This window comes from Streptosporangium sp. NPDC053982, assembly GCF_055585205.1.
On the sequence record NZ_JBVJKQ010000017.1, the window covers coordinates 213,784 to 231,172 of the forward strand.

The following is a 17,389-nucleotide window of genomic DNA, read 5'->3' on the forward strand; positions in this document are numbered from 1 at the left end:
CAAAGGCAGGCGGCCTGTGAGGGGGACCCCGACTTCTCCCGGCAGGCACGAAAGGGGATGAGTCATCGCGGCGGAACCCGGGAGCCGGAAGGCCCCGCGGGACCCGGGACCCGGGGGATCCACCGCGAAGCTCGCTTTCCTCAGCGGATGCCCACTTGACGTGGTTTTTACACGTGTCCGCTACGGAGGGTTCTCAGAAGAGCACCTTAGAGTCACCCTCCCCCTCGCCGAGCGGCTCGATCAGCTCGGGGCCGTTGTTGCGCACCGAGTTGACCGCGGTGGAGACCGGGTACGCCGCGAGACCGGCCGATCCGGCCGGCACGAGGAACTCCCGCGCGTCGGCCGTCCCGGGATCGAGCCAGTCGGACCAGCGGTCCCGCTCGATCAGCATCGGCATCCGGTCGTGGATGGCTCCCAGCTCGTCCTCGGCGGTGGTGGTGATGACCGCGCAGGTCACCAGCCACGCGAGCGGGTCGTCCTCGGGGCGGCCGCGGTCCCGCCAGAACTCGTACAGGCCCGCCATCGCCATGACCCCGCCGTCGGCCGGATGGATGAAGTATGGCTGTTTCTTCGGCTTCTTCGCGGTCCCGGCGCCCTCGACCACCCCCCACTCGTAGTAGCCGTCCGCCGGGAGCAGGCACCGCCGCTCGGCGAACGCCTTGCGGAACGACGGCTTCTCGGCGACCGTCTCCACCCGCGCGTTGATCATGCGCGCGCCGATGGACGGGTCCTTGGCCCAGGAGGGCACCAGGCCCCACCGCATCACCCGGAGCTGCCGGACCGGATGCCCCTCGGGTTCGTCCTTGGGCGCCCGGCTCAGCACCGTGTAGACCGGTTTGGTGGGCGCTATGTTGTAGTCGGGCCGGAGCTCCTCGTCGGCAGCCCCGTCGACCTCGACCTGGAACTCCTCAAGAAGCTGCTGCTTGGCCCGCGCAGACGCGTATCTCCCGCACATATCATCACCTTGCCACGCGTTCCGGTACGGGGTGGCGACACCCCGGTAGGCTTTGCACCATGTCCGCTCCGCTGTGGCCCGCGCCGACCGCCGCCGACCCCGTCCGCGCGACCGTCCCGCTGCCCGGTTCCAAGTCGGTGACCAACCGCGCCCTGCCCCTCGCCGCGCTGGCCGACGGTCCCGGCACCGTACGGCTGGCGCTGCGCAGCCGCGACGCCGACCTGATGGCCGCCGCGCTGCGCGCCCTCGGCGCCACGCTCACCCCTTCGGGCGAGACCGCGTCGAGCGTCGACTGGGAGGTCGTCCCCGGGCCCGTCACCGGCGGGGCGAGGATCGACGTGGGGCTCGCCGGCACGGTCATGCGGTTCGTGCCGCCGATCGCCGCGCTGGCCGACGGGGAGGTCTTCTTCGACGGCGACCCGCACGCGCGCAGGCGCCCGATGGGCGTGATCCTGGACGCGCTGCGCGCCCTCGGCGCCGACGTGCGGGGCGACGCGCTGCCGTTCACCGTCCGGGGGCCGCTGACCGGCGGGGAGGTCACGCTCGACGCCTCCGGCTCCTCCCAGTTCCTGTCGGGCCTGCTGCTGGCCGCGGCCCGGTTCGACAAGGGCGTGACCGTACGGCACGCCGGCCCGCCCATCCCGTCGCAGCCGCACATCCGGATGACCGTCCGGATGCTGCGCGGGTTCGGCGTCGTGGTCGACGACTCCGAGCCGGACGTCTGGCGCGTCGAGCCCGGCCCGATCCGCGCCCGAGAGTTCACCGTCGAGCCCGACCTGTCCAACGCCGCGCCGTTCCTGGCCGCCGCGATGGTCACCGGCGGGTCGGTCACCGTCCCGGGCTGGCCCGGGGAGACCACCCAGCCGGGCGACCAGCTCCGCGGGCTGCTCGCCGACATGGGCGCCTCGGTCGAGCGCACGCCCGCCGGCCTGACCGTGACCGGCACCGGCCGCGTCACCGGCGTCGAGGCCGACCTGCGCGACGTGGCCGAGCTGACCCCGACGATCGCCGCGCTGGCGGCCCTGGCCGACTCCCCCAGCCGGATCAGCGGCGTCGCGCACATCCGCGGGCACGAGACCGACCGGCTGGCCGCGCTGGTCACCGAGATCAACCGGCTCGGCGGCGACGCGACCGAGACCGACGACGGCCTGGTGATCCGGCCGCGCCCGCTGACCGGCGGGGTGTTCCACTCCTACGCCGACCACCGGATGGCCACCGCCGGAGCGGTGATCGGCCTGGTCGTGCCGGGCGTGGAGGTGGAGGACATCGCCACCACGGGTAAGACCCTCCCGGAGTTCGTCTCCATGTGGGAATCGATGCTGGGCGGCGGTGACGCCCCGTGACGGGCGGCAGGACCGGATCGGCCGAGGGCAGAACGAGGCGGGAAAGCTGAAGAAGCGGCAGTACGACGAGGACGACGTCAGGATCAGGCCGGGAAAGGGCTCCCGGCCCCGCACCCGTATCCGCCCGGCCCACGAGGACGCGGTCGAGGGGATGGTGGTGGCGGTCGACCGCGGCCGCTACACCTGCCTGGTCGAGACCGGCGACGGCGGGGGCCACCGCCGCGGCAGAGGCGGCAAGAGCGGGAAGGGCGGCGGGGACGCCGCGGCGACCGGCCTGACCGTGGTCGCCATGAAGGCCCGCGAGCTGGGCCGCAAGGGGATCGTGGTGGGCGACCGGGTGGCCCTGGTCGGCGACGTCTCCGGCGCCCCCGACACCCTGGCCCGGGTCGTCCGCGTCGAGCCCCGCAGCTCGATCCTGCGCCGCTCGGCCGACGACACCGACGACGGCGACGGCGCCGGCGTCGAGCGCCCGGTGGTGGCCAACGCCGACCAGCTCGTGATCGTGACGGCCCTGGCCGACCCGCCGCCGCGTCCCCGCATGATCGACCGGATGCTGGTGGCCGCGTTCGACGCCGACATCGAGCCGCTGCTCTGCCTCACCAAGTCCGACCTGGCACCGCCCGACGAGCTGGTCTCCCTCTACGCCCCGCTGGGCGTCCCGTACGTGGTGCTGCGCAGGGGCGCCTCGCTGGAGGAGATCCGCGAGCACCTGCGCGACCGGGTCAGCGTCCTGGTCGGCCACTCGGGGGTGGGCAAGTCCACCCTGGTGAACGCCCTGGTGCCGGACGCCAACCGGGCCGTCTCCCACGTCAACGCGGTGACCGGCCGGGGCCGGCACACCTCGACCTCGGCCGTGGCGCTGGAGCTGCCCGACGGCGGCTGGATCATCGACACCCCGGGCGTGCGGAGCTTCGGCCTGGCCCACGTGTCGGTGGAGACCGTCCTCGCCGGCTTCCCCGACCTCGTCGAGGGCACGGTCCACTGTCCCAAGGGCTGCACCCACCTCGACGACGACTGCGCGCTGGACGCCTGGGTGGCCGCCGGGCACGCCGATCCGGTCCGGCTGCTGTCCCTGCGCCGCCTGCTCGCCAGCCGCGAGGGCGCCGCCGACGACCTGCTCGCCGGCCGCGAGGGCACGGCCGACGACGAGCAGCCGGGCGACCCGGACGACCGCCGCCGCTGATCCGCCGCCGGAGGATCCCGGGGGTTTGTGATCCGTCACAGGTTTGACCGCCGAGATTTACCGCTCCCCACACTTCCCAGAAGACCGCTGTCAGCTCATGGTTTGAGAGAGACGTAGGCGATCACTGGAGTCCCCCTCATGCGCCGCCGCACCTTCATCGCGTCCCTCTCCGCCGTCCCTCTCCGCCCTCGCCCCCGCCGGAACCCCGCGGCGGCCCGCCCCGCGCGGAACCATGCGGCGGAACACCGTGCGCGCCTCGTCCACGCCCGCGGGTGAGAGCCCGGCACCCCCTCTTCTCCTCCCCCGGTCCCCTCTTCAGGGACATCGCATCCCCTCCTCCCAGCTCGGCGACAGCCGACACCCCCCGAAGGGAGTCCAGCGTGATCCGATCAGTGATCACCGCGCTCATCATGGTGGCCGCCACGACGGTCGCCCTCGTCTCGCCCGCCCGCGCCGCGGCCGGCGAGGTCTACGTGGCCCTGGGCGACTCGGCCGCCGCCGGGCCGCTGGTGCCCGACCAGGTGCTGCCCGACCTCGGATGCTGGCGCTCCACCCGCAACTACCCCCACCTCACCGCGCAGGCCATCGGGGCGTCGGTGTTCCGCGACGTCACCTGCTCGGGCGCCGACACCAAGGACATGTACGACCCGCAGCGCACCGACCTCGGCTCGGTGCCGCGGCAGCTCGACGCGGTCAGCGCGGACACCACCCTGGTCACCGTGCAGATCGGCGCCAACGACGTGGGCCTGACCGGGTTCATCGAGGACTGTCTCAACCTGCTGCCGCCGCCCGTCGGCGACGCCTGCAACGACGACTACGTGGTGAACGGGCAGGACGCCTGGCGGGTCAAGACCGACGCGCTGCGTCCGAGACTGACCGCCCTGGCCGCGGACATCCGGGCCCGCGCACCGCGCGCCAGGATCTTCTTCGTCGGGTACGGGACCTACGCCCCGCCGAACGGCTGCTACCCGCGGGTCCCGATCATCAAGGCCGACGCCAACTACATCCGCGCCACCCTGCAGTACTTCAACCGGATGCTGGCCGAGCAGGCCGCGGCGGCGGGCGTCGGCTTCATCGACCTGGAGACGCCGAGCGTGGGCCACGACCCGTGCGCCTCGTCGGGCACCCGGTGGATAGAGCCCTACGTCCCCGCCTCGCCGGCGGCGCCCTTCCACCCCAACGCGCGCGGCATGCGCGGCTTCGCGGACGTGGTGATCCCCGCGGTCAGCGGGGCGTGAGCCGCCTGGCCGCCAGCGCGGCTCCGATCCGCTGGAGCTGCGCCGGATGGGCCGGGTCGAGCCCGGTCAGGCTCACGGCCCGCCGCAGCCGGTAGTCGACCGTATTGGGGTGCACATGCAGCAGCTCGGCCGCGCGGCGGCGGTCGAGCCCGTTCTCCAGGTAGACCTTGAGCGTCCGGAGCAGGTCGGGGTTGTCCAGCAGCGGGTCGAGCAGGCCCGCCAGCTCGGCGGTGGCCGGGCTCGGCCGGGTGAGCTGGTACTCCAGCAGCACGTCGGTCAGCCGGTAGGCGCCCGGCGGGTGCCCGAAGGCCCGCGCCACCTCCAGGACCTCCTCGGCCGTCTTCGCGGCGGCCGGGACCTCGGCGGGGACGGCCCGTTCGGCCGCCGCCCAGACCGGCGCCCCGGCCGCCCGGGACATCTCCTCGACGACCCCGGTCGCCTCCGGCGCCTCGCCGGAGGCGACCGGGAGCAGCACGAGCCCGCCCGTCGCGTCGAGCACGAAGAGGACCTGCTCGGTGGCGTGCCGCTGCACGGCGGCCCTGATCCTGGCCAGTTTGCGCCGCGCGGCTATGGCCCCGCCGGGCTCGTCCTGTTTCTCGTCGGGGTGCTCGGCCACGAAGATCGCCATGACGAGGTAGGCGGGCGCCGGCCGTACGGCCGCCAGGGCCGCGGGGTCCCCGCCGAGCAGCGCGGAGACGGCGGCGTGCATGGCGTGCTGCTCCTGGCTGAGCATGCCCTCGCGCTCCCCGAGGTAGGCGGCGGACACGGCGGAGGTCACCGCCTCGGTGTAGGCGAAGACGAGGCGGTTCATGTCGAGCACCGCGGCGAAGTCGGCCGGTGTGGCGAGGGCGATCAGGTGGTCCCAGACCCGGCGGGCACCCAGGTGGTAGGCGGCCAGCAGGGCTTCGAGCGGCACCCGTTCCTGGGCCCGGCGCGCGGCCGAGGCGCGTACCGGGGCCAGTTCGGCGGGGAGGGGCGGGCGCCCGTGGCGGAACATCCCGCAGATCATCCGGAGGTTGTGCTCGGTGATCCAGGTGATGTCGCCGTCGAGCTCCTCCCTGGGCAGCCGCCGGTAGATGGGGATCTCTTCGACGAAGGCGCGCACGAGCTGCCTGGCCAGGCCGGCCGCCTGACGTTCCAGCAGCTCGTGCACGGGACATCCGGCCAGGACGAGCACACCTGTCACTGTCTCACACCGGGTTGTGATATCCACCTTTTCGGAGCATTTCGCACCGAACGGCCCGAGCCGGCGACCGGCCGCCGGGGGCCCGCCAGCCGCCCAGGGATGCCGTCTCCCGTGCCGGGCGGCGCGTCAGCGGTTGGGGCGCAGGGTCCAGGTGACGGTCATCTCCGACACCGGGGTGCCGTCGGCGGTGGCGATCCCGACGCCGACCTCGAACTCCGGGCGCCGCCCCGCGTCCAGTTCGGCCAGGACCTCCTCGCGGGAGGCGCGGAGACGGGCCTCGGCGACGACCTCGCCCATCGCGAGCTTCACGTAGCGGATCGTCGCGCCCGCGGCCAGCGGGGTGGCCCGCGGCAGCTGGTCGCCGAACGCCGAGAGCATCGCGGCGCCGGAGGCGGACTCGGCGAGCGTGAACAGGGCTCCGGCGTGCGGGCCGCCCACGTGGTTGTGCAGGTCGGCGCGGTCGGGCATGCGGGCGACCGCCCGGCCCGGCTCCACCGCGTCGAAGGAGATGCCCAGCGTCCGTGCGAACGGCACGCTCTCCAGCATGAAGGCGCCCACGTCAAAGGTCATGCCCGGAATGCTACTGGCTGGTAACCATGAATTCGACGGGGGATTTACGCGGTATCCGGCCGACTGACGACCCGCGACACAATTCCCCGCCTTGTTCCCCGGTCTCCTGTACCGGGCCGCCGACGCGATAGCGTTGCTCTCCGTGACGGGTTACAACGACGATCTACGCCTCGCGCACGTCATGGCCGACGCCGCCGACGACCTGACCCTCCGCCGGTTCAAGGCCGTGGACCTGCGGGTGGAGACCAAGCCGGACCTCACCCCGGTCAGCGACGCCGACCAGGCGGTCGAGGAGTCCATCCGGAGCACGCTGCGCCGCGCCCGGCCGCGCGACGCGGTGATCGGCGAGGAGTTCGGCAAGACGGGGTACGGCGTGCGGTCGTGGGTGATCGACCCGATCGACGGCACGAAGAACTACGTGCGGGGCGTCCCCGTGTGGGCCACGCTCATCGCCCTCATGGACGAGGGCAGGGTCGTCGTGGGCCTGGTGTCCGCCCCCGCGCTCGGCCGCCGCTGGTGGGCGGCCCGGGACAGCGGCGCGTGGACCGGCCGGAGCCTCAGCAGGGCCACCCGCTGCCGCGTCTCCTCCGTCTCCCGGCTGGAGGACGCCTCGTTCTCCTACTCCAGCCTCGGCGGGTGGGAGGAGGCCGGCCGGCTCCAGGAGTTCCTCGACCTCAACCGCTCCGTCTGGCGCAGCCGCGCCTACGGCGACTTCTGGTCGCACATGATGGTCGCCGAGGGGTCGGTCGACGTGTCCGCCGAGCCGGAGCTGTCCCCCTGGGACATCGCGGCGCTGACCGTGATCGTCGAGGAGGCCGGCGGCACCTGGACCGACCTGTCGGGAGTCCCCGGCCTGGACGGCGGCAGCCTGGTGTGCAGCAACGGCCCGCTGCACGGGGACGTCCTCAAGCGTCTCGGCGGAGGACCGCTCACCCTGCCCGTCTGAGGAGACCGTGCCGCCGGATATGACCTGACGAATCAGGTCATATCCATTTTTGTGAACCAGGCCACGCCTTCCCTCCGGCGGTGACCGTAGAGGTTCATTCTCCGTTCACCTTCGTACGGGCTTCGAGTCATCTTGCCTCCCTACCGTCCTTGAGTGTTGAAGGACTTAGTGGGAGGAACCCAACCGTGAAGTATGCAGGCCGGCTCGCCGCGGTCACCCTCGTCGGCGCGCTCTCGCTCGCTGCGTGCGGCACCGATAACAACAGCGCCGACGGCGGCGGCACCTCCAGTGCCGCGGCTCCCTCCGCCGGGTCGGACGCCGGTCTCAGCGGCACGATCAACGCCGCGGGCTCGTCGGCGCAGGCCAACGCCATCGACGAGTGGAAGAAGAACTTCCAGCAGACCAACTCCGGCGTCAGCGTCAACTACCAGCCGAGCGGCTCCGGCGCCGGCGTGCAGGCGTTCATCCAGGGCACGGTCGCCTTCGCGGGCTCCGACTCCGCCCTCAAGGACGACAAGAACGAGCCCGCCCAGGCCGACGCCCGCTGCAAGACCGGCAAGGCGATCAACCTGCCGATGGTGACCGGCCCGGTGGCCGTCGTCTACAACCTTCCGGGCGTCGAGGGCCTGCAGCTCTCCCCCAAGACCCTGGCGGGCATCTTCAACAGCAAGATCACCAAGTGGGACGACGCGGCGATCAAGGCCGACAACCCGGACGCCAAGCTCCCCTCGACCCCGATCCAGGCGTTCCACCGCGCGGACGAGTCGGGCACCAGCGACAACTTCACCAAGTTCCTCTCCAAGACGGCCGGCTGGCCGTACGAGCCCGCCAAGGCGTGGCCGGCCGAGGCCAAGGGCCAGGGCGCCAACGGCTCCGACGGCATCGCGCAGGCCGTCAAGGGCGCCGAGGGCGCGATCAGCTACGTGGAGCTCTCCTACGCGGAGAACTCCAGCCTGACCAAGGCCAAGGTCGCCAACGGCTCCGGCGAGTTCGTCGAGCTGACCCCCGAGAGCGCCGCCAAGACGGTCGAGGCCGCCGAGGTCGCCGGTCAGGGCAACGACCTGAAGCTCGACATCGACTACGCCACCAAGGCCGCCGGCGCCTACCCGATCGTCCTGGTGACCTACGAGATCACCTGCGAGAAGGGCCTGCCCGCCGAGGACGCCAAGCTGGTCAAGGCCTTCCTGACCTACACCGCCAGCGACGAGGGCCAGAAGGCCCTGACCGGCCTGGGCTACGCCCCGCTGCCGGCGTCGCTGCTCACCAAGGTCCGGACCGCCGTCGAGGCGATCTCCTAGGGTCATGACGGCTACGACTCACACCCGCGACGGCGGATCGGCCCTGGGCCGGTCCGCCTCGCGGCGCAGCCGGGGCGAGGCCCCCTTCCGCTACGCCGCCATGGGCGCCGGAATTCTCCTGCTGGCGATCATGGCGGCCATCGCCGTCTTCCTCATCGTCGAGGCGATCCCCGCCCTGCGGGCCAACACCGGCGGCTTCTTCACCACCCAGACGTGGGAGCCGAACGCGACCCGGCCCAGCTTCGGCATCGCCGCCCTGGCCTTCGGCACCGTGTTCAGCGCGCTCCTCGCGCTGGTCATGGCCGTCCCGGTCGCCGTGGGCGTGGCGCTCTTCATCTCCCACTACGCCCCCCGCCGCATGGCCGGCGTCCTGGGATACGTCGTCGACCTGCTCGCCGCCGTCCCCAGCGTCGTCTACGGCCTCTGGGGCATCACGTTCCTCGCCCCCTTCATGGTGGCCCCCTCGAACTTCCTCCACGACCACCTGGGCTTCATCCCGCTGTTCGGCGGCGACATCGTCGCGGGCCGCTCGATGCTGACCGCGTCGATCGTGCTCGCCGTCATGATCCTGCCGATCATCGCGGCGATCTCCCGCGAGGTGTTCCTCCAGGTCCCCAGGGCCCACGAGGAGGCGGCCCTGGCCCTCGGCGCGACCCGCTGGGAAGTGATCAGGATGGCGGTCCTGCCGTACGGGCGGCCCGGCGTCATCAGCGCGGCCATGCTCGGCCTCGGCCGCGCCATGGGCGAGACGATCGCGGTCGCGCTCATCTTCCAGGCGACGTTCGACATCAGCTTCCGGATCCTCACCCCCCAGGGCAACAGCATCGCCGCCAACATCGCCAACAGGTTCGGCGAGGCCACCCAGATCGGCCGCGGCGCGCTGATCGCCTCGGGCCTGGTGCTGTTCGTCATCACCCTGCTGGTGAACACGGGCGCCCGCCTCATCGTCGCCCGTCGCAAGGAGTTCTCCGGAGCCGCCGCGTGACCACGCACACCGTCCAGCACGTCTCGGCCGGCCGGCGCATCAAGGACCGGCTGGTGCAGTTCCTGGTCTACCTGGCGTTCGCCGTCGCCGTCATCCCGCTGATCTCCGTCCTCTGGCTGGTGATCAAGAACGGCCTCGCCCGGTTCGACCTGGACTTCCTGACCCACTCGATGCGCGGCATCGGAGCCCGGGACATCGGGGGCGGCGCCTATCACGCCATCCTCGGCACCCTGGAGCAGGTCCTCCTCGCCTCGCTGATCTCCGTCCCCGTCGGCCTGCTCACCGCGATCTACCTCGTGGAGTACGGCCGTGGCGGCCGGCTGAGCCGGATGATCAGCTTCTTCGTGGACGTCATGACCGGCATCCCCTCGGTGGTCGCCGGCCTGTTCGTCCTGGCCTTCTGGGTCCTGGCTCTGGGCATGCCGTTCTCCGGCTTCGCCGGCGCGCTCGCCCTGTCGATCCTGATGATGCCGACCGTGGTCCGCTCCACCGAGGAGATGCTCCTGCTGGTCCCGAACGATCTGCGCGAGGCCTCCTACGCCCTGGGCGTGCCCAAGTGGCGGACCATCCTCAAGGTCGTGCTCCCGACCGCCCTCACCGGCATCGTGACCGGCGTCATGCTCGCCATCGCCCGCGTGGCGGGGGAGACGGCCCCCCTCATGCTGACGGTCTTCTTCACCGACTCCATCAACTCCGACCCGTTCAACGGGCCGCAGATGGGCCTGCCGCTCTACGTCTTCGACCAGGCGAGGCGTCCGACGGACATCGCCGTCGACCGCGCGTGGACCGGAGCGCTCACGCTCATCGTGATCGTCATGCTGCTCAACCTGGTGGCGCGCCTCATCGCCTGGTGGCGTTCGCCGGCCAGGGGCCGATAGGAGGAACCCGTAAATGAGCCAGCAGATCCAGGTCTCCGGCCTCGACGCCTACTACGGCAAGCACAAGGCCATCGAGGACATCTCGATGACCATCGAGCCCAACACGATCACCGCGTTCATCGGCCCCTCGGGCTGCGGGAAGTCGACCTTCCTGCGCACGCTGAACCGCATGCACGAGGTCATCCCCGGCGCGCGCGTGGAGGGCAAGGTCCTGCTCGACGGCGAGGACCTCTACGGCTCCGGCATCGAGCCGGTGTCGGTGCGCCGGATGATCGGCATGGTCTTCCAGCGCCCCAACCCGTTCCCCACGATGTCCATCTACGAGAACGTCGCGGCCGGCCTCCGGCTCAACGGGCGGCACTCCAGGTCCGAGGTCGACGGCATCGTCGAGACCTCCCTCAAGGGCGCCAACCTGTGGAACGAGGTCAAGGACCGCCTCGGCAAGCCCGGCGCCGGCCTGTCCGGCGGCCAGCAGCAGCGCCTGTGCATCGCCAGGGCCATCGCCGTACGGCCCGAGGTCCTGCTGATGGACGAGCCCTGCTCCGCCCTGGACCCGATCTCCACCCTGGCGATCGAGGACCTGATGGCCGAGCTGAAGAGCAGGTTCACGATCATCATCGTGACGCACAACATGCAGCAGGCCGCCCGGGTGAGCGACCGCACCGCCTTCTTCAACCTCGCCGGGCAGGGGCAGCCGGGCCGCGTCATCGAGATGGACGAGACCTCCCGGATCTTCACCAACCCCTCCCAGAAGGCGACCGAGGACTACATCACCGGCCGCTTCGGGTGAGCAGACCGCACCGTCCGGGCGAGCCGGCCACGCCGTCCGGGTGAACCGACCGCATTGGAGGGACCGGGTGACCCAGCCGCAGACGGCACCCGAGGTGAACGGGGACCCCCGGACGGCGCCGCTGCTGCTGGTGGCCGATCCGGAGACGTCTCTGGTCCAGGGGCTGTCCGACGCCCTCGAACGCGAGGGCGTCGAGGTCACGGGCGTGACCGACGGCGCCCAGGCCCTGTTGCAGGCCGGCGCCCTCCAACCCGACGTCGTGCTGGTCAGCGCCTCACTGCCGGTCATCGGAGCGGTGGAGTTCGTCCGCGCCGTACGGCTCGCCCGGACCGTCCCGGTGCTGCTCGGCGTGGGCGAGGGGCACGCCGAGCAGGCCGTGCAGGCGCTCGCCGCCGGAGCCACGGCGTGCGTGGCCCGGCCGTACCGGGTGCCGGAGCTCCTGCCCCTGGTGCAGGGCGCGTTCTCCGGCGAGCCGGGAGGCCGCCGGACGCTCGTCGTCGGCCGGGTGGAGCTCGACGTGAACGCCTACCTGGTCAGAGTGGACGGCCGCGCCGTCCACCTGCCGCTGCGCGAGTTCGAGCTGCTCCACTACCTGATGCGCAACGCCCACCGTACGGTGACCCGCGAGCAGATCATGCGCCACGTCTGGAACTCCACCGAGAACACCTCGACCAACACGATCGCGGTCCACGTCAAGCGTCTGCGGGCCCGGCTCGGCGACACCGACGACCGGCTGATCCAGACGGTGCGTGGGGTGGGCTACCGGCTGGTCGACAGGACGGCCCAGGACCGGTCCGTCGGAACGCCGTGACGGCGGACGGTGGACGGTGGACGGTGGACGGCGGACGGTCCCGGCCCGGCTCGTGACCATCCCGGGGGGCGTTCGCGGGGAACCGGGCTCAGGGCCGTCGAGGAGGATCCTCAGACGATTCCCGGCCCGGCCGGGGCGGGCGGGGCACGAGCGCGAACGGCCGGGCCGTCGGCGAGGGGGGCCGTCGGCGGTCCGGCCGGATCGTGGGTGACCGCTCAGCGGGCGCCGGCGATCAGTTTCGCGATGGAGTCGTCGTCGCAGTCCGCCCAGAACCCGCCGACCACGTCCTCCAGGTGCTCCAGCGAGTCGGCCCGGAACAACACATCCTGATATTTCGTGATGTCGTACTTGGTGGTGCCCATGGCGGCCAGGTCCAGCGGCCGGATGTCCATGCCGCGGAACTCCTCGATCTCCCCGTAGGAGGACAGGATGCCCGCGCCGTACGCCCGCAGCTCGCCCTGGTCGGTCATGACGCCGAACTCCATCGTGAACCAGAAGATCTTGGAGACGAACTCCAGGGCGTCCTCGCTCTCGACCCGCCGCGCCGCACCGCCGGCCAGCCGGTAGAGCCGCGCGTACCGGTCGGAGGCCAACGCGTTGGCGTGCCCGATCACCTCGTGGATCACGTCCGGCTCCGGCGTGTAGAGCGGCGTGGAGTGGTGCCGGATGTACTGCGTCGAGTGGAAGAACCCGTCCGCCAGCACACCGTAGAAGTCGCGGAGCGGCACCAGCCCGGCGGCCGGGAGGTACCGGAATCCGGTCAGCGGCTCCAGCAGCTCGCTGACCTCCTGCAACTGCGGAATGCGATCGGTGGGCAGCCGCAGCCGCTCGACCGCGTCCAGATACTCCGCGGTCGCGTACTTACGATGCTTGACCGCCAGCTCCCTGCTCACCAGCGCCCACACCTCGTGTTCCTGCCCGGTGTAGTCGGCCGTGGGGATCGGCGCGCCGGGAACGTGGTTCATGGCGAGGCCGGCGATGGCGTTACGGCGGGCCCGGTAGACCGGGTCGGAGAAACCGGGGTGGCTCGCGGCGAGCTCGACCTCGACCGTGCCGTCGTCGCGGGTCGCCACCGGTGCGAAGTACTGCGCTTCCTCGAACATAAGGAAATGACAGCAATTGCGCGAATCATTGGCAAGAGCGAGCAGTTATAGTGGGCGTTTCGCGCATGAACGCGAGCTCAGGTCTGGTTTCGACTGGTCATATCGCCTAGCCTGATGCGGTGCCGATCGACAGGCTGGACAGCCGCCTCCTGGTGACCATGCGCGCCCACCCCCGCGTCGGCCTCACCGAGCTCGCCCGTCTGCTCGGCGTGGCCCGCGGCACCGTCCAGGCCCGCCTCGACAAGCTCATCGCGCGGGGTGTCATCACCGACTTCGGGCCCACGGTCACCCCCGAGGGCGCCGGATATCCGATCCTCGCCTTCGTCTCCCTGCAGATCGCCCAGGGCCGCCTGGCGGAAGCCGTACGGGCGCTCGAAGCGGTCCCCGAGATCCTTGAGGTGTACGGCACCAGCGGCCAGGCCGACCTGCTCTGCCGGGTGGTCGCCCACAGCACGCCGGATCTCCAGGAGGTCATCGCCCGCATCCTGACCTCGCCGGCGATCCAGCGCTCGGACACCACGATCGCGCTGTCCGTACAGGTGCCGTACCGGATCGAGCCGCTGCTGGAAGCCTCACAGGGTTGACCCCGCGGGAGCCGCGCGGGCGAGCCCCGGCGGAGCCCTCTTCGGCAGGCTCAGGTGAGAAGCACCTGGTCGAGAACGTGGTCGCCGATGGCCGCCATGCCGGGGGCGTCGGCCGAGTGAGCGGCCAGGGCGGTGCCCATGACGAGGGCCCAGCCCCGCGCGCGCTCCCAGGTCACCTCGTCGGCGTCCACATGTGATCGGAAGACCTCGCGTGCGTCCTCCTCGAACACCAGCCACGCGGCGGCGAGGTCGGTGGCGGGATCGCCGCTGGTGAGGTCGCCGAAGTCCAGGACGGCCGCCAGCTCCTCCCCGTCGGCCAGGAGGTTTCCCGGGTGCGGGTCGCCGTGGAGCCAGAGCGCGGGGCCCTGCCAGGGCGGGAGGGCGGCCAGTTCCTCCCAGAGGGGGAGAAGCTCGGCTGATCGGGGAATGGACCGCAGGCGTCGCCTTACCGCTTCGTCACGGCCGGCGAGCGGGACGCCGCGGACGGGGTTACGCGGTGCGTCGGATGGTGCGGGCCGGTGGAGGTCCGTCATGAAACCGGCCAGCTGAACGGCGATGCCGGAGCGGGCGGGCGGCGGCACCTCGGCGACCGTACGGCCTTCGAACCAGGGCGCGATCGTCCACGGCCATGGGTAACCCTCACCGGGCACGCCGACCCTGACGGGCACGGGCAGCGCGATCTCGACGTACCCGGCCAGGACCGGCAGCCAGCGCTGCTCGTTGACGATGAGGTCGACGGCGACCTGGCGGCGCGGCAACCGTACGGACAGGTCCGCCCCCAGACGGTAGATGACGTTGTCCCACCCGTTGGCGATGAGGGTGAGCGGGCCCGCCAGGTCCGGATGCTGCGCACGGATCAGGCGGTCGACGAGGTCGGCGTCGATGTCGGCTTCGGCTACGGGGGTGTTCACGCGGCAACGATAGTGCGGCACGGCCCTGACAGACGGGGGCGCTTCCGTGGCGCGCTCGGCGACCGGTACGAGGACGGCCCGTCCGCCGGCCGGGGAACCGCGTTCCGCCCGACGACGACGGCGCTCCAGCGCCTCGGTCCACATCACGGTGGACACCGTCGGGTCAGGAGATCCGATCGAGCGTCGGCTGACCGCCCGTGCAGACGCCATGACTCCGCCTCTCCGGCACCGGGACAGCGGAGCCGCGCCAGGCGCCCCGCGAAGCTCTCCCTACTCATTTTTGAGTACTCGTCATTGACTTCCTCTCCTACTCGTATTTGAGTACTCATATGCGAGCTACACGCCTCTTCATCCTCGGCGCACTGGCCGACGGCGGCCCCATGCACGGCCACAGGATCCGCACCGCCGCGCAGATCGACCGGGTGGAGCTCTGGGCGGACGTCAAACCCGGCTCGCTCTACGGCGCGCTGCGCCGAATGGCCGACGAAGGCGTCGTCGAGGTGGTCCGCACGGAGCAGGAGGGCAACCTCCCGGCCCGCACCGTCTACGCGATCACCGACAGAGGCCGGACGGAACTGCTCTCGGTGATCAGATCGGTCCTCGCAGACACCGGCCTGCGACCGGACCCGATCCAGCTGGTACTGCTCCACGGCGGTCAGATCGACCCCGGAGAACTGCGAGCGGCCGTCCGGCGCCGGCGCGACTCCTACGCGACGCAACTCGGCTTCTGGCGGAACCTGCGCCTCGAAGCCGATCGGCACCTGACCAGGCTGGAGGCCATCGCCTTCGAGCAGACCCTCATGCGGCTCGAAACAGAGGTGGCATGGCACGACCGGCTGCTGGCGGAAATCGCCGACGCGGCGGAGCAGACCTGAAACCCCGGGTCCGCCGAGAGCGGGCCCTCACGGAAGGGAGGACCCCCATGTCCTCTGGACCGTCCTCTGGACGCTTGGACGTCGCCGTGATCGGCGGCGGGATAGGCGGGCTCTGCCTCGCACAGGGCCTGAAGCGGGCAGGCGTGAACGTCACCGTCTACGAGCGCGACCTCTCACCCGACGCACGGCTCCAGGGCTTCCGGCTGAACATCGAACCGACCGGAAGCACCGCCCTGCACGCCTGCCTGCCACCTGTGCTGTGGGAGACACTGGTGGCCACGGCGGGCGCCTCGGGGTCCGGGATCGGTTTCCTCGACGAGCGGATGCGGCCGCTGGTCCTGATCGGCGAGGACCGCCCGGAGGGGGACCCGCTGGACCCCGCGACCGGTGAACACGCGGTCAGCCGCGTCACACTGCGCAAACTGCTCCTCGCCGGTCTGGACGACGTCGTCCGCTTCGGCAAGGAGTTCACCTGCTTCACCCGGAACACCGACGGGACCGTCACGGCGGAGTTCGCCGACGGCACCGCCGCCACCGCCGACGTGCTCGTCGCGGCCGACGGGACGAAGTCCCGGGTATGGGCGCAACTCCATCCCTCGGCCGGTCGTGCCGAACTGCCCGCGACAGCCGTGGGCGGCAAGCTCTTCCTCACCGATGAGAACCGGCGCTGGTTGCCGGAACGGCTGCTCGCCGGCAAGAACGCCTTCTGGCCACGGCGGGATTTCCTGTTCACCGCCGTCTTCCACAGGCGAGAGAATCCGTCGTCGATCATCGAAAGGCTCGGCGAACGGGTACAGGCCCTCGGCCTGGACCCGGAACACCTGCTGGCGGAGTCGCATGACGATGACTACGTGCTGTGGGCGTTCATCGCGCATCGCGACTCCCTTCCCGCGGGCTTCGACCCGGCCGGGGCGTCGATGAAACCTTCCCAGGTGCAGGAACTCCTGACCGAACGGACGGAGAGCTGGCACCCCGATCTACGCCGGCTGATCAGCGACTCATCCCCGGACACCCTGTTCCCCACCCGGTTCAGCGCCGCCGAACCGCTCGAACCCTGGGAGACCGGGCCCGTCACAGGGCTGGGGGACGCCGTCCATCACATGCCGCCGGTGGGCGGGCTGGGAGGCAACACGGCGCTGCGCGACGCGCAACGGCTCTGCACCGCGCTGGTCACGGCGGACCGAGGGGAGAGACCCCTGCTTCAGGCCCTGCACGCCTACGAGGCGGACATGCTGCGGTACGGGTTCGGGACAGTCCGCGAGTCGGTACGCAACACCGAGGCCGCCATCACCCGCAATACGCTGAAACGGTCCGCGAGCCGCTTCTTCTTCCGGGTCTGCGGAGCCGTCCCGCCTCTCGGACGCGCGGTGTTCCGGGGGCGCTGAGAGGCACGGTCCGCCTCGACTCACGGACCGTTTCAGCGGGAACAGAAAAGGGCCGCTTCCCCGGATTCACCGGGGGAGCGGCCCTTTTCTGTTCCCGACCACCCGAGGACGGCCCTTCCCCACACCCGGAAACCCGGGAAACGCGAAAAAGGCGGGGCCCCGGACGACGAACGTCCAGAGCCCCGCCGAAACCCAGAATCCCGAAACCCGGGAACCCCCGACAAACACAGAAAGGGCTGTTCCCTGACGAAGTCAGAGAACAGCCCTTTCATGAAAGATTGTCCGGCGGCGACCTACTCTCCCACACCGTCCCCGGTGCAGTACCATCGGCGCTGAAGAGCTTAACTT

Annotated in this window: 17 protein-coding genes and 1 rRNA gene; 12 read left to right on the forward strand and 6 right to left on the reverse strand. The window is 71.2% G+C overall.

The genetic code is table 11. From position 1 onward, the window contains the following. Window positions 1-193: 193 nt before the first annotated feature. Window positions 194-955, reverse strand: a complete 762-nt coding sequence (locus tag ACZ6W9_RS29800) for an SOS response-associated peptidase (RefSeq protein WP_362934843.1) — start codon at window positions 953-955, stop codon at window positions 194-196. A 59-nt stretch (window positions 956-1,014) separates the two neighbouring features. On the opposite strand from ACZ6W9_RS29800, the gene aroA reads away from it, so the two are divergent. The 3 genes from aroA (at window position 1,015) to ACZ6W9_RS29815 (ending at window position 4,719) form a co-directional block, all read left to right on the forward strand. Continuing rightward, entirely contained in the window at window positions 1,015-2,298 is a 1,284-nt protein-coding gene (aroA, locus tag ACZ6W9_RS29805; RefSeq protein WP_389959315.1) for a 3-phosphoshikimate 1-carboxyvinyltransferase, read from the forward strand. Between the two features lie 46 nt (window positions 2,299-2,344). Continuing rightward, window positions 2,345-3,481 carry a ribosome small subunit-dependent GTPase A gene (gene rsgA, locus ACZ6W9_RS29810; protein WP_470120715.1) on the forward strand — a complete coding sequence of 379 codons (1,137 nt, stop codon included), beginning with the start codon at window positions 2,345-2,347 and terminating at the stop codon, window positions 3,479-3,481. 380 nt (window positions 3,482-3,861) lie between these two features. After that, a complete protein-coding gene (locus ACZ6W9_RS29815) occupies window positions 3,862-4,719 on the forward strand; it encodes an SGNH/GDSL hydrolase family protein (protein ID WP_389959312.1) in 858 nt (285 codons plus the stop codon). On the opposite strand, the gene ACZ6W9_RS29820 is transcribed toward ACZ6W9_RS29815, so the two are convergent. Further along, a complete protein-coding gene (locus ACZ6W9_RS29820; protein ID WP_362934836.1) occupies window positions 4,706-5,896 on the reverse strand; it encodes a PucR family transcriptional regulator in 1,191 nt (396 codons plus the stop codon). The two genes, ACZ6W9_RS29815 and ACZ6W9_RS29820, sit on opposite strands and share 14 nt — an antisense overlap. 135 nt (window positions 5,897-6,031) lie before the next feature. After that, window positions 6,032-6,475: a DUF4442 domain-containing protein gene (locus ACZ6W9_RS29825; protein ID WP_470120702.1), complete on the reverse strand. Its 444-nt coding sequence runs from the start codon at window positions 6,473-6,475 to the stop codon at window positions 6,032-6,034. A gap of 142 nt (window positions 6,476-6,617) precedes the next feature. Here ACZ6W9_RS29825 and hisN point away from each other — a divergent pair, with 142 nt between their 5' ends. From hisN to ACZ6W9_RS29855, 6 genes are all read left to right on the forward strand, one after another. Further along, entirely contained in the window at window positions 6,618-7,421 is an 804-nt protein-coding gene (gene hisN / locus ACZ6W9_RS29830; RefSeq protein WP_362935236.1) for a histidinol-phosphatase, read from the forward strand. Between the two features lie 185 nt (window positions 7,422-7,606). After that, window positions 7,607-8,719 carry a phosphate ABC transporter substrate-binding protein PstS gene (gene pstS / locus ACZ6W9_RS29835; RefSeq protein WP_389959306.1) on the forward strand — a complete coding sequence of 371 codons (1,113 nt, stop codon included), beginning with the start codon at window positions 7,607-7,609 and terminating at the stop codon, window positions 8,717-8,719. 4 nt (window positions 8,720-8,723) lie between these two features. Continuing rightward, window positions 8,724-9,704, forward strand: a complete 981-nt coding sequence (gene pstC / locus ACZ6W9_RS29840) for a phosphate ABC transporter permease subunit PstC (protein ID WP_389959303.1) — start codon at window positions 8,724-8,726, stop codon at window positions 9,702-9,704. Continuing rightward, window positions 9,701-10,582, forward strand: coding sequence for a phosphate ABC transporter permease PstA (gene pstA, locus ACZ6W9_RS29845; protein WP_389959300.1), 882 nt, complete (start codon window positions 9,701-9,703; stop codon window positions 10,580-10,582). The genes pstC and pstA overlap by 4 nt, the downstream gene beginning before the upstream one ends. A 13-nt stretch (window positions 10,583-10,595) precedes the next feature. Continuing rightward, window positions 10,596-11,372, forward strand: coding sequence for a phosphate ABC transporter ATP-binding protein PstB (gene pstB / locus ACZ6W9_RS29850; protein WP_362934821.1), 777 nt, complete (start codon window positions 10,596-10,598; stop codon window positions 11,370-11,372). Window positions 11,373-11,439: 67 nt separating this feature from the next. Further along, window positions 11,440-12,183, forward strand: a complete 744-nt coding sequence (locus ACZ6W9_RS29855; protein ID WP_389959296.1) for a response regulator transcription factor — start codon at window positions 11,440-11,442, stop codon at window positions 12,181-12,183. Between the two features lie 215 nt (window positions 12,184-12,398). Here the strand turns inward: ACZ6W9_RS29855 and ACZ6W9_RS29860 are convergent, their stop codons facing one another. Further along, window positions 12,399-13,286: a phenylalanine 4-monooxygenase gene (locus ACZ6W9_RS29860; RefSeq protein ID WP_389959293.1), complete on the reverse strand. Its 888-nt coding sequence runs from the start codon at window positions 13,284-13,286 to the stop codon at window positions 12,399-12,401. A gap of 119 nt (window positions 13,287-13,405) precedes the next feature. On the opposite strand from ACZ6W9_RS29860, the gene ACZ6W9_RS29865 reads away from it, so the two are divergent. After that, window positions 13,406-13,870, forward strand: coding sequence for an Lrp/AsnC family transcriptional regulator (locus ACZ6W9_RS29865; protein WP_470120706.1), 465 nt, complete (start codon window positions 13,406-13,408; stop codon window positions 13,868-13,870). A gap of 50 nt (window positions 13,871-13,920) precedes the next feature. On the opposite strand, the gene ACZ6W9_RS29870 is transcribed toward ACZ6W9_RS29865, so the two are convergent. Beyond that, window positions 13,921-14,781 carry an aminoglycoside phosphotransferase family protein gene (locus tag ACZ6W9_RS29870; protein WP_470120708.1) on the reverse strand — a complete coding sequence of 287 codons (861 nt, stop codon included), beginning with the start codon at window positions 14,779-14,781 and terminating at the stop codon, window positions 13,921-13,923. Window positions 14,782-15,110: 329 nt separating this feature from the next. Here ACZ6W9_RS29870 and ACZ6W9_RS29875 point away from each other — a divergent pair, with 329 nt between their 5' ends. Both ACZ6W9_RS29875 and ACZ6W9_RS29880 read left to right on the forward strand, forming a co-directional pair. After that, on the forward strand, window positions 15,111-15,656 hold the full coding sequence (locus tag ACZ6W9_RS29875) for a PadR family transcriptional regulator (RefSeq protein ID WP_389959285.1): 546 nt from the start codon (window positions 15,111-15,113) through the stop codon (window positions 15,654-15,656). A 74-nt stretch (window positions 15,657-15,730) separates the two neighbouring features. Further along, window positions 15,731-17,041: an FAD-dependent oxidoreductase gene (locus tag ACZ6W9_RS29880; RefSeq protein WP_389959282.1), complete on the forward strand. Its 1,311-nt coding sequence runs from the start codon at window positions 15,731-15,733 to the stop codon at window positions 17,039-17,041. Window positions 17,042-17,321: 280 nt separating this feature from the next. Here ACZ6W9_RS29880 and rrf read toward each other — a convergent pair. Continuing rightward, window positions 17,322-17,389, reverse strand: a 5S ribosomal RNA gene (gene rrf, locus ACZ6W9_RS29885); the annotation flags it as partial.

Bases quoted from the DNA above. Each gene is read 5' to 3' on its own strand.
- ACZ6W9_RS29800 (WP_362934843.1), bottom strand. From the start codon at position 955: ATGTGCGGGAGATACGCGTCTGCGCGGGCCAAGCAGCAGCTTCTTGAG.
- ACZ6W9_RS29825 (WP_470120702.1), bottom strand. From the start codon at position 6,475: ATGACCTTTGACGTGGGCGCCTTCATGCTGGAGAGCGTGCCGTTCGCA.
- pstC (WP_389959303.1), top strand. From the start codon at position 8,724: ATGACGGCTACGACTCACACCCGCGACGGCGGATCGGCCCTGGGCCGG.
- ACZ6W9_RS29860 (WP_389959293.1), bottom strand. From the start codon at position 13,286: ATGTTCGAGGAAGCGCAGTACTTCGCACCGGTGGCGACCCGCGACGAC.
- aroA (WP_389959315.1), top strand. From the start codon at position 1,015: ATGTCCGCTCCGCTGTGGCCCGCGCCGACCGCCGCCGACCCCGTCCGC.
- pstB (WP_362934821.1), top strand. From the start codon at position 10,596: ATGAGCCAGCAGATCCAGGTCTCCGGCCTCGACGCCTACTACGGCAAG.
- ACZ6W9_RS29875 (WP_389959285.1), top strand. From the start codon at position 15,111: ATGCGAGCTACACGCCTCTTCATCCTCGGCGCACTGGCCGACGGCGGC.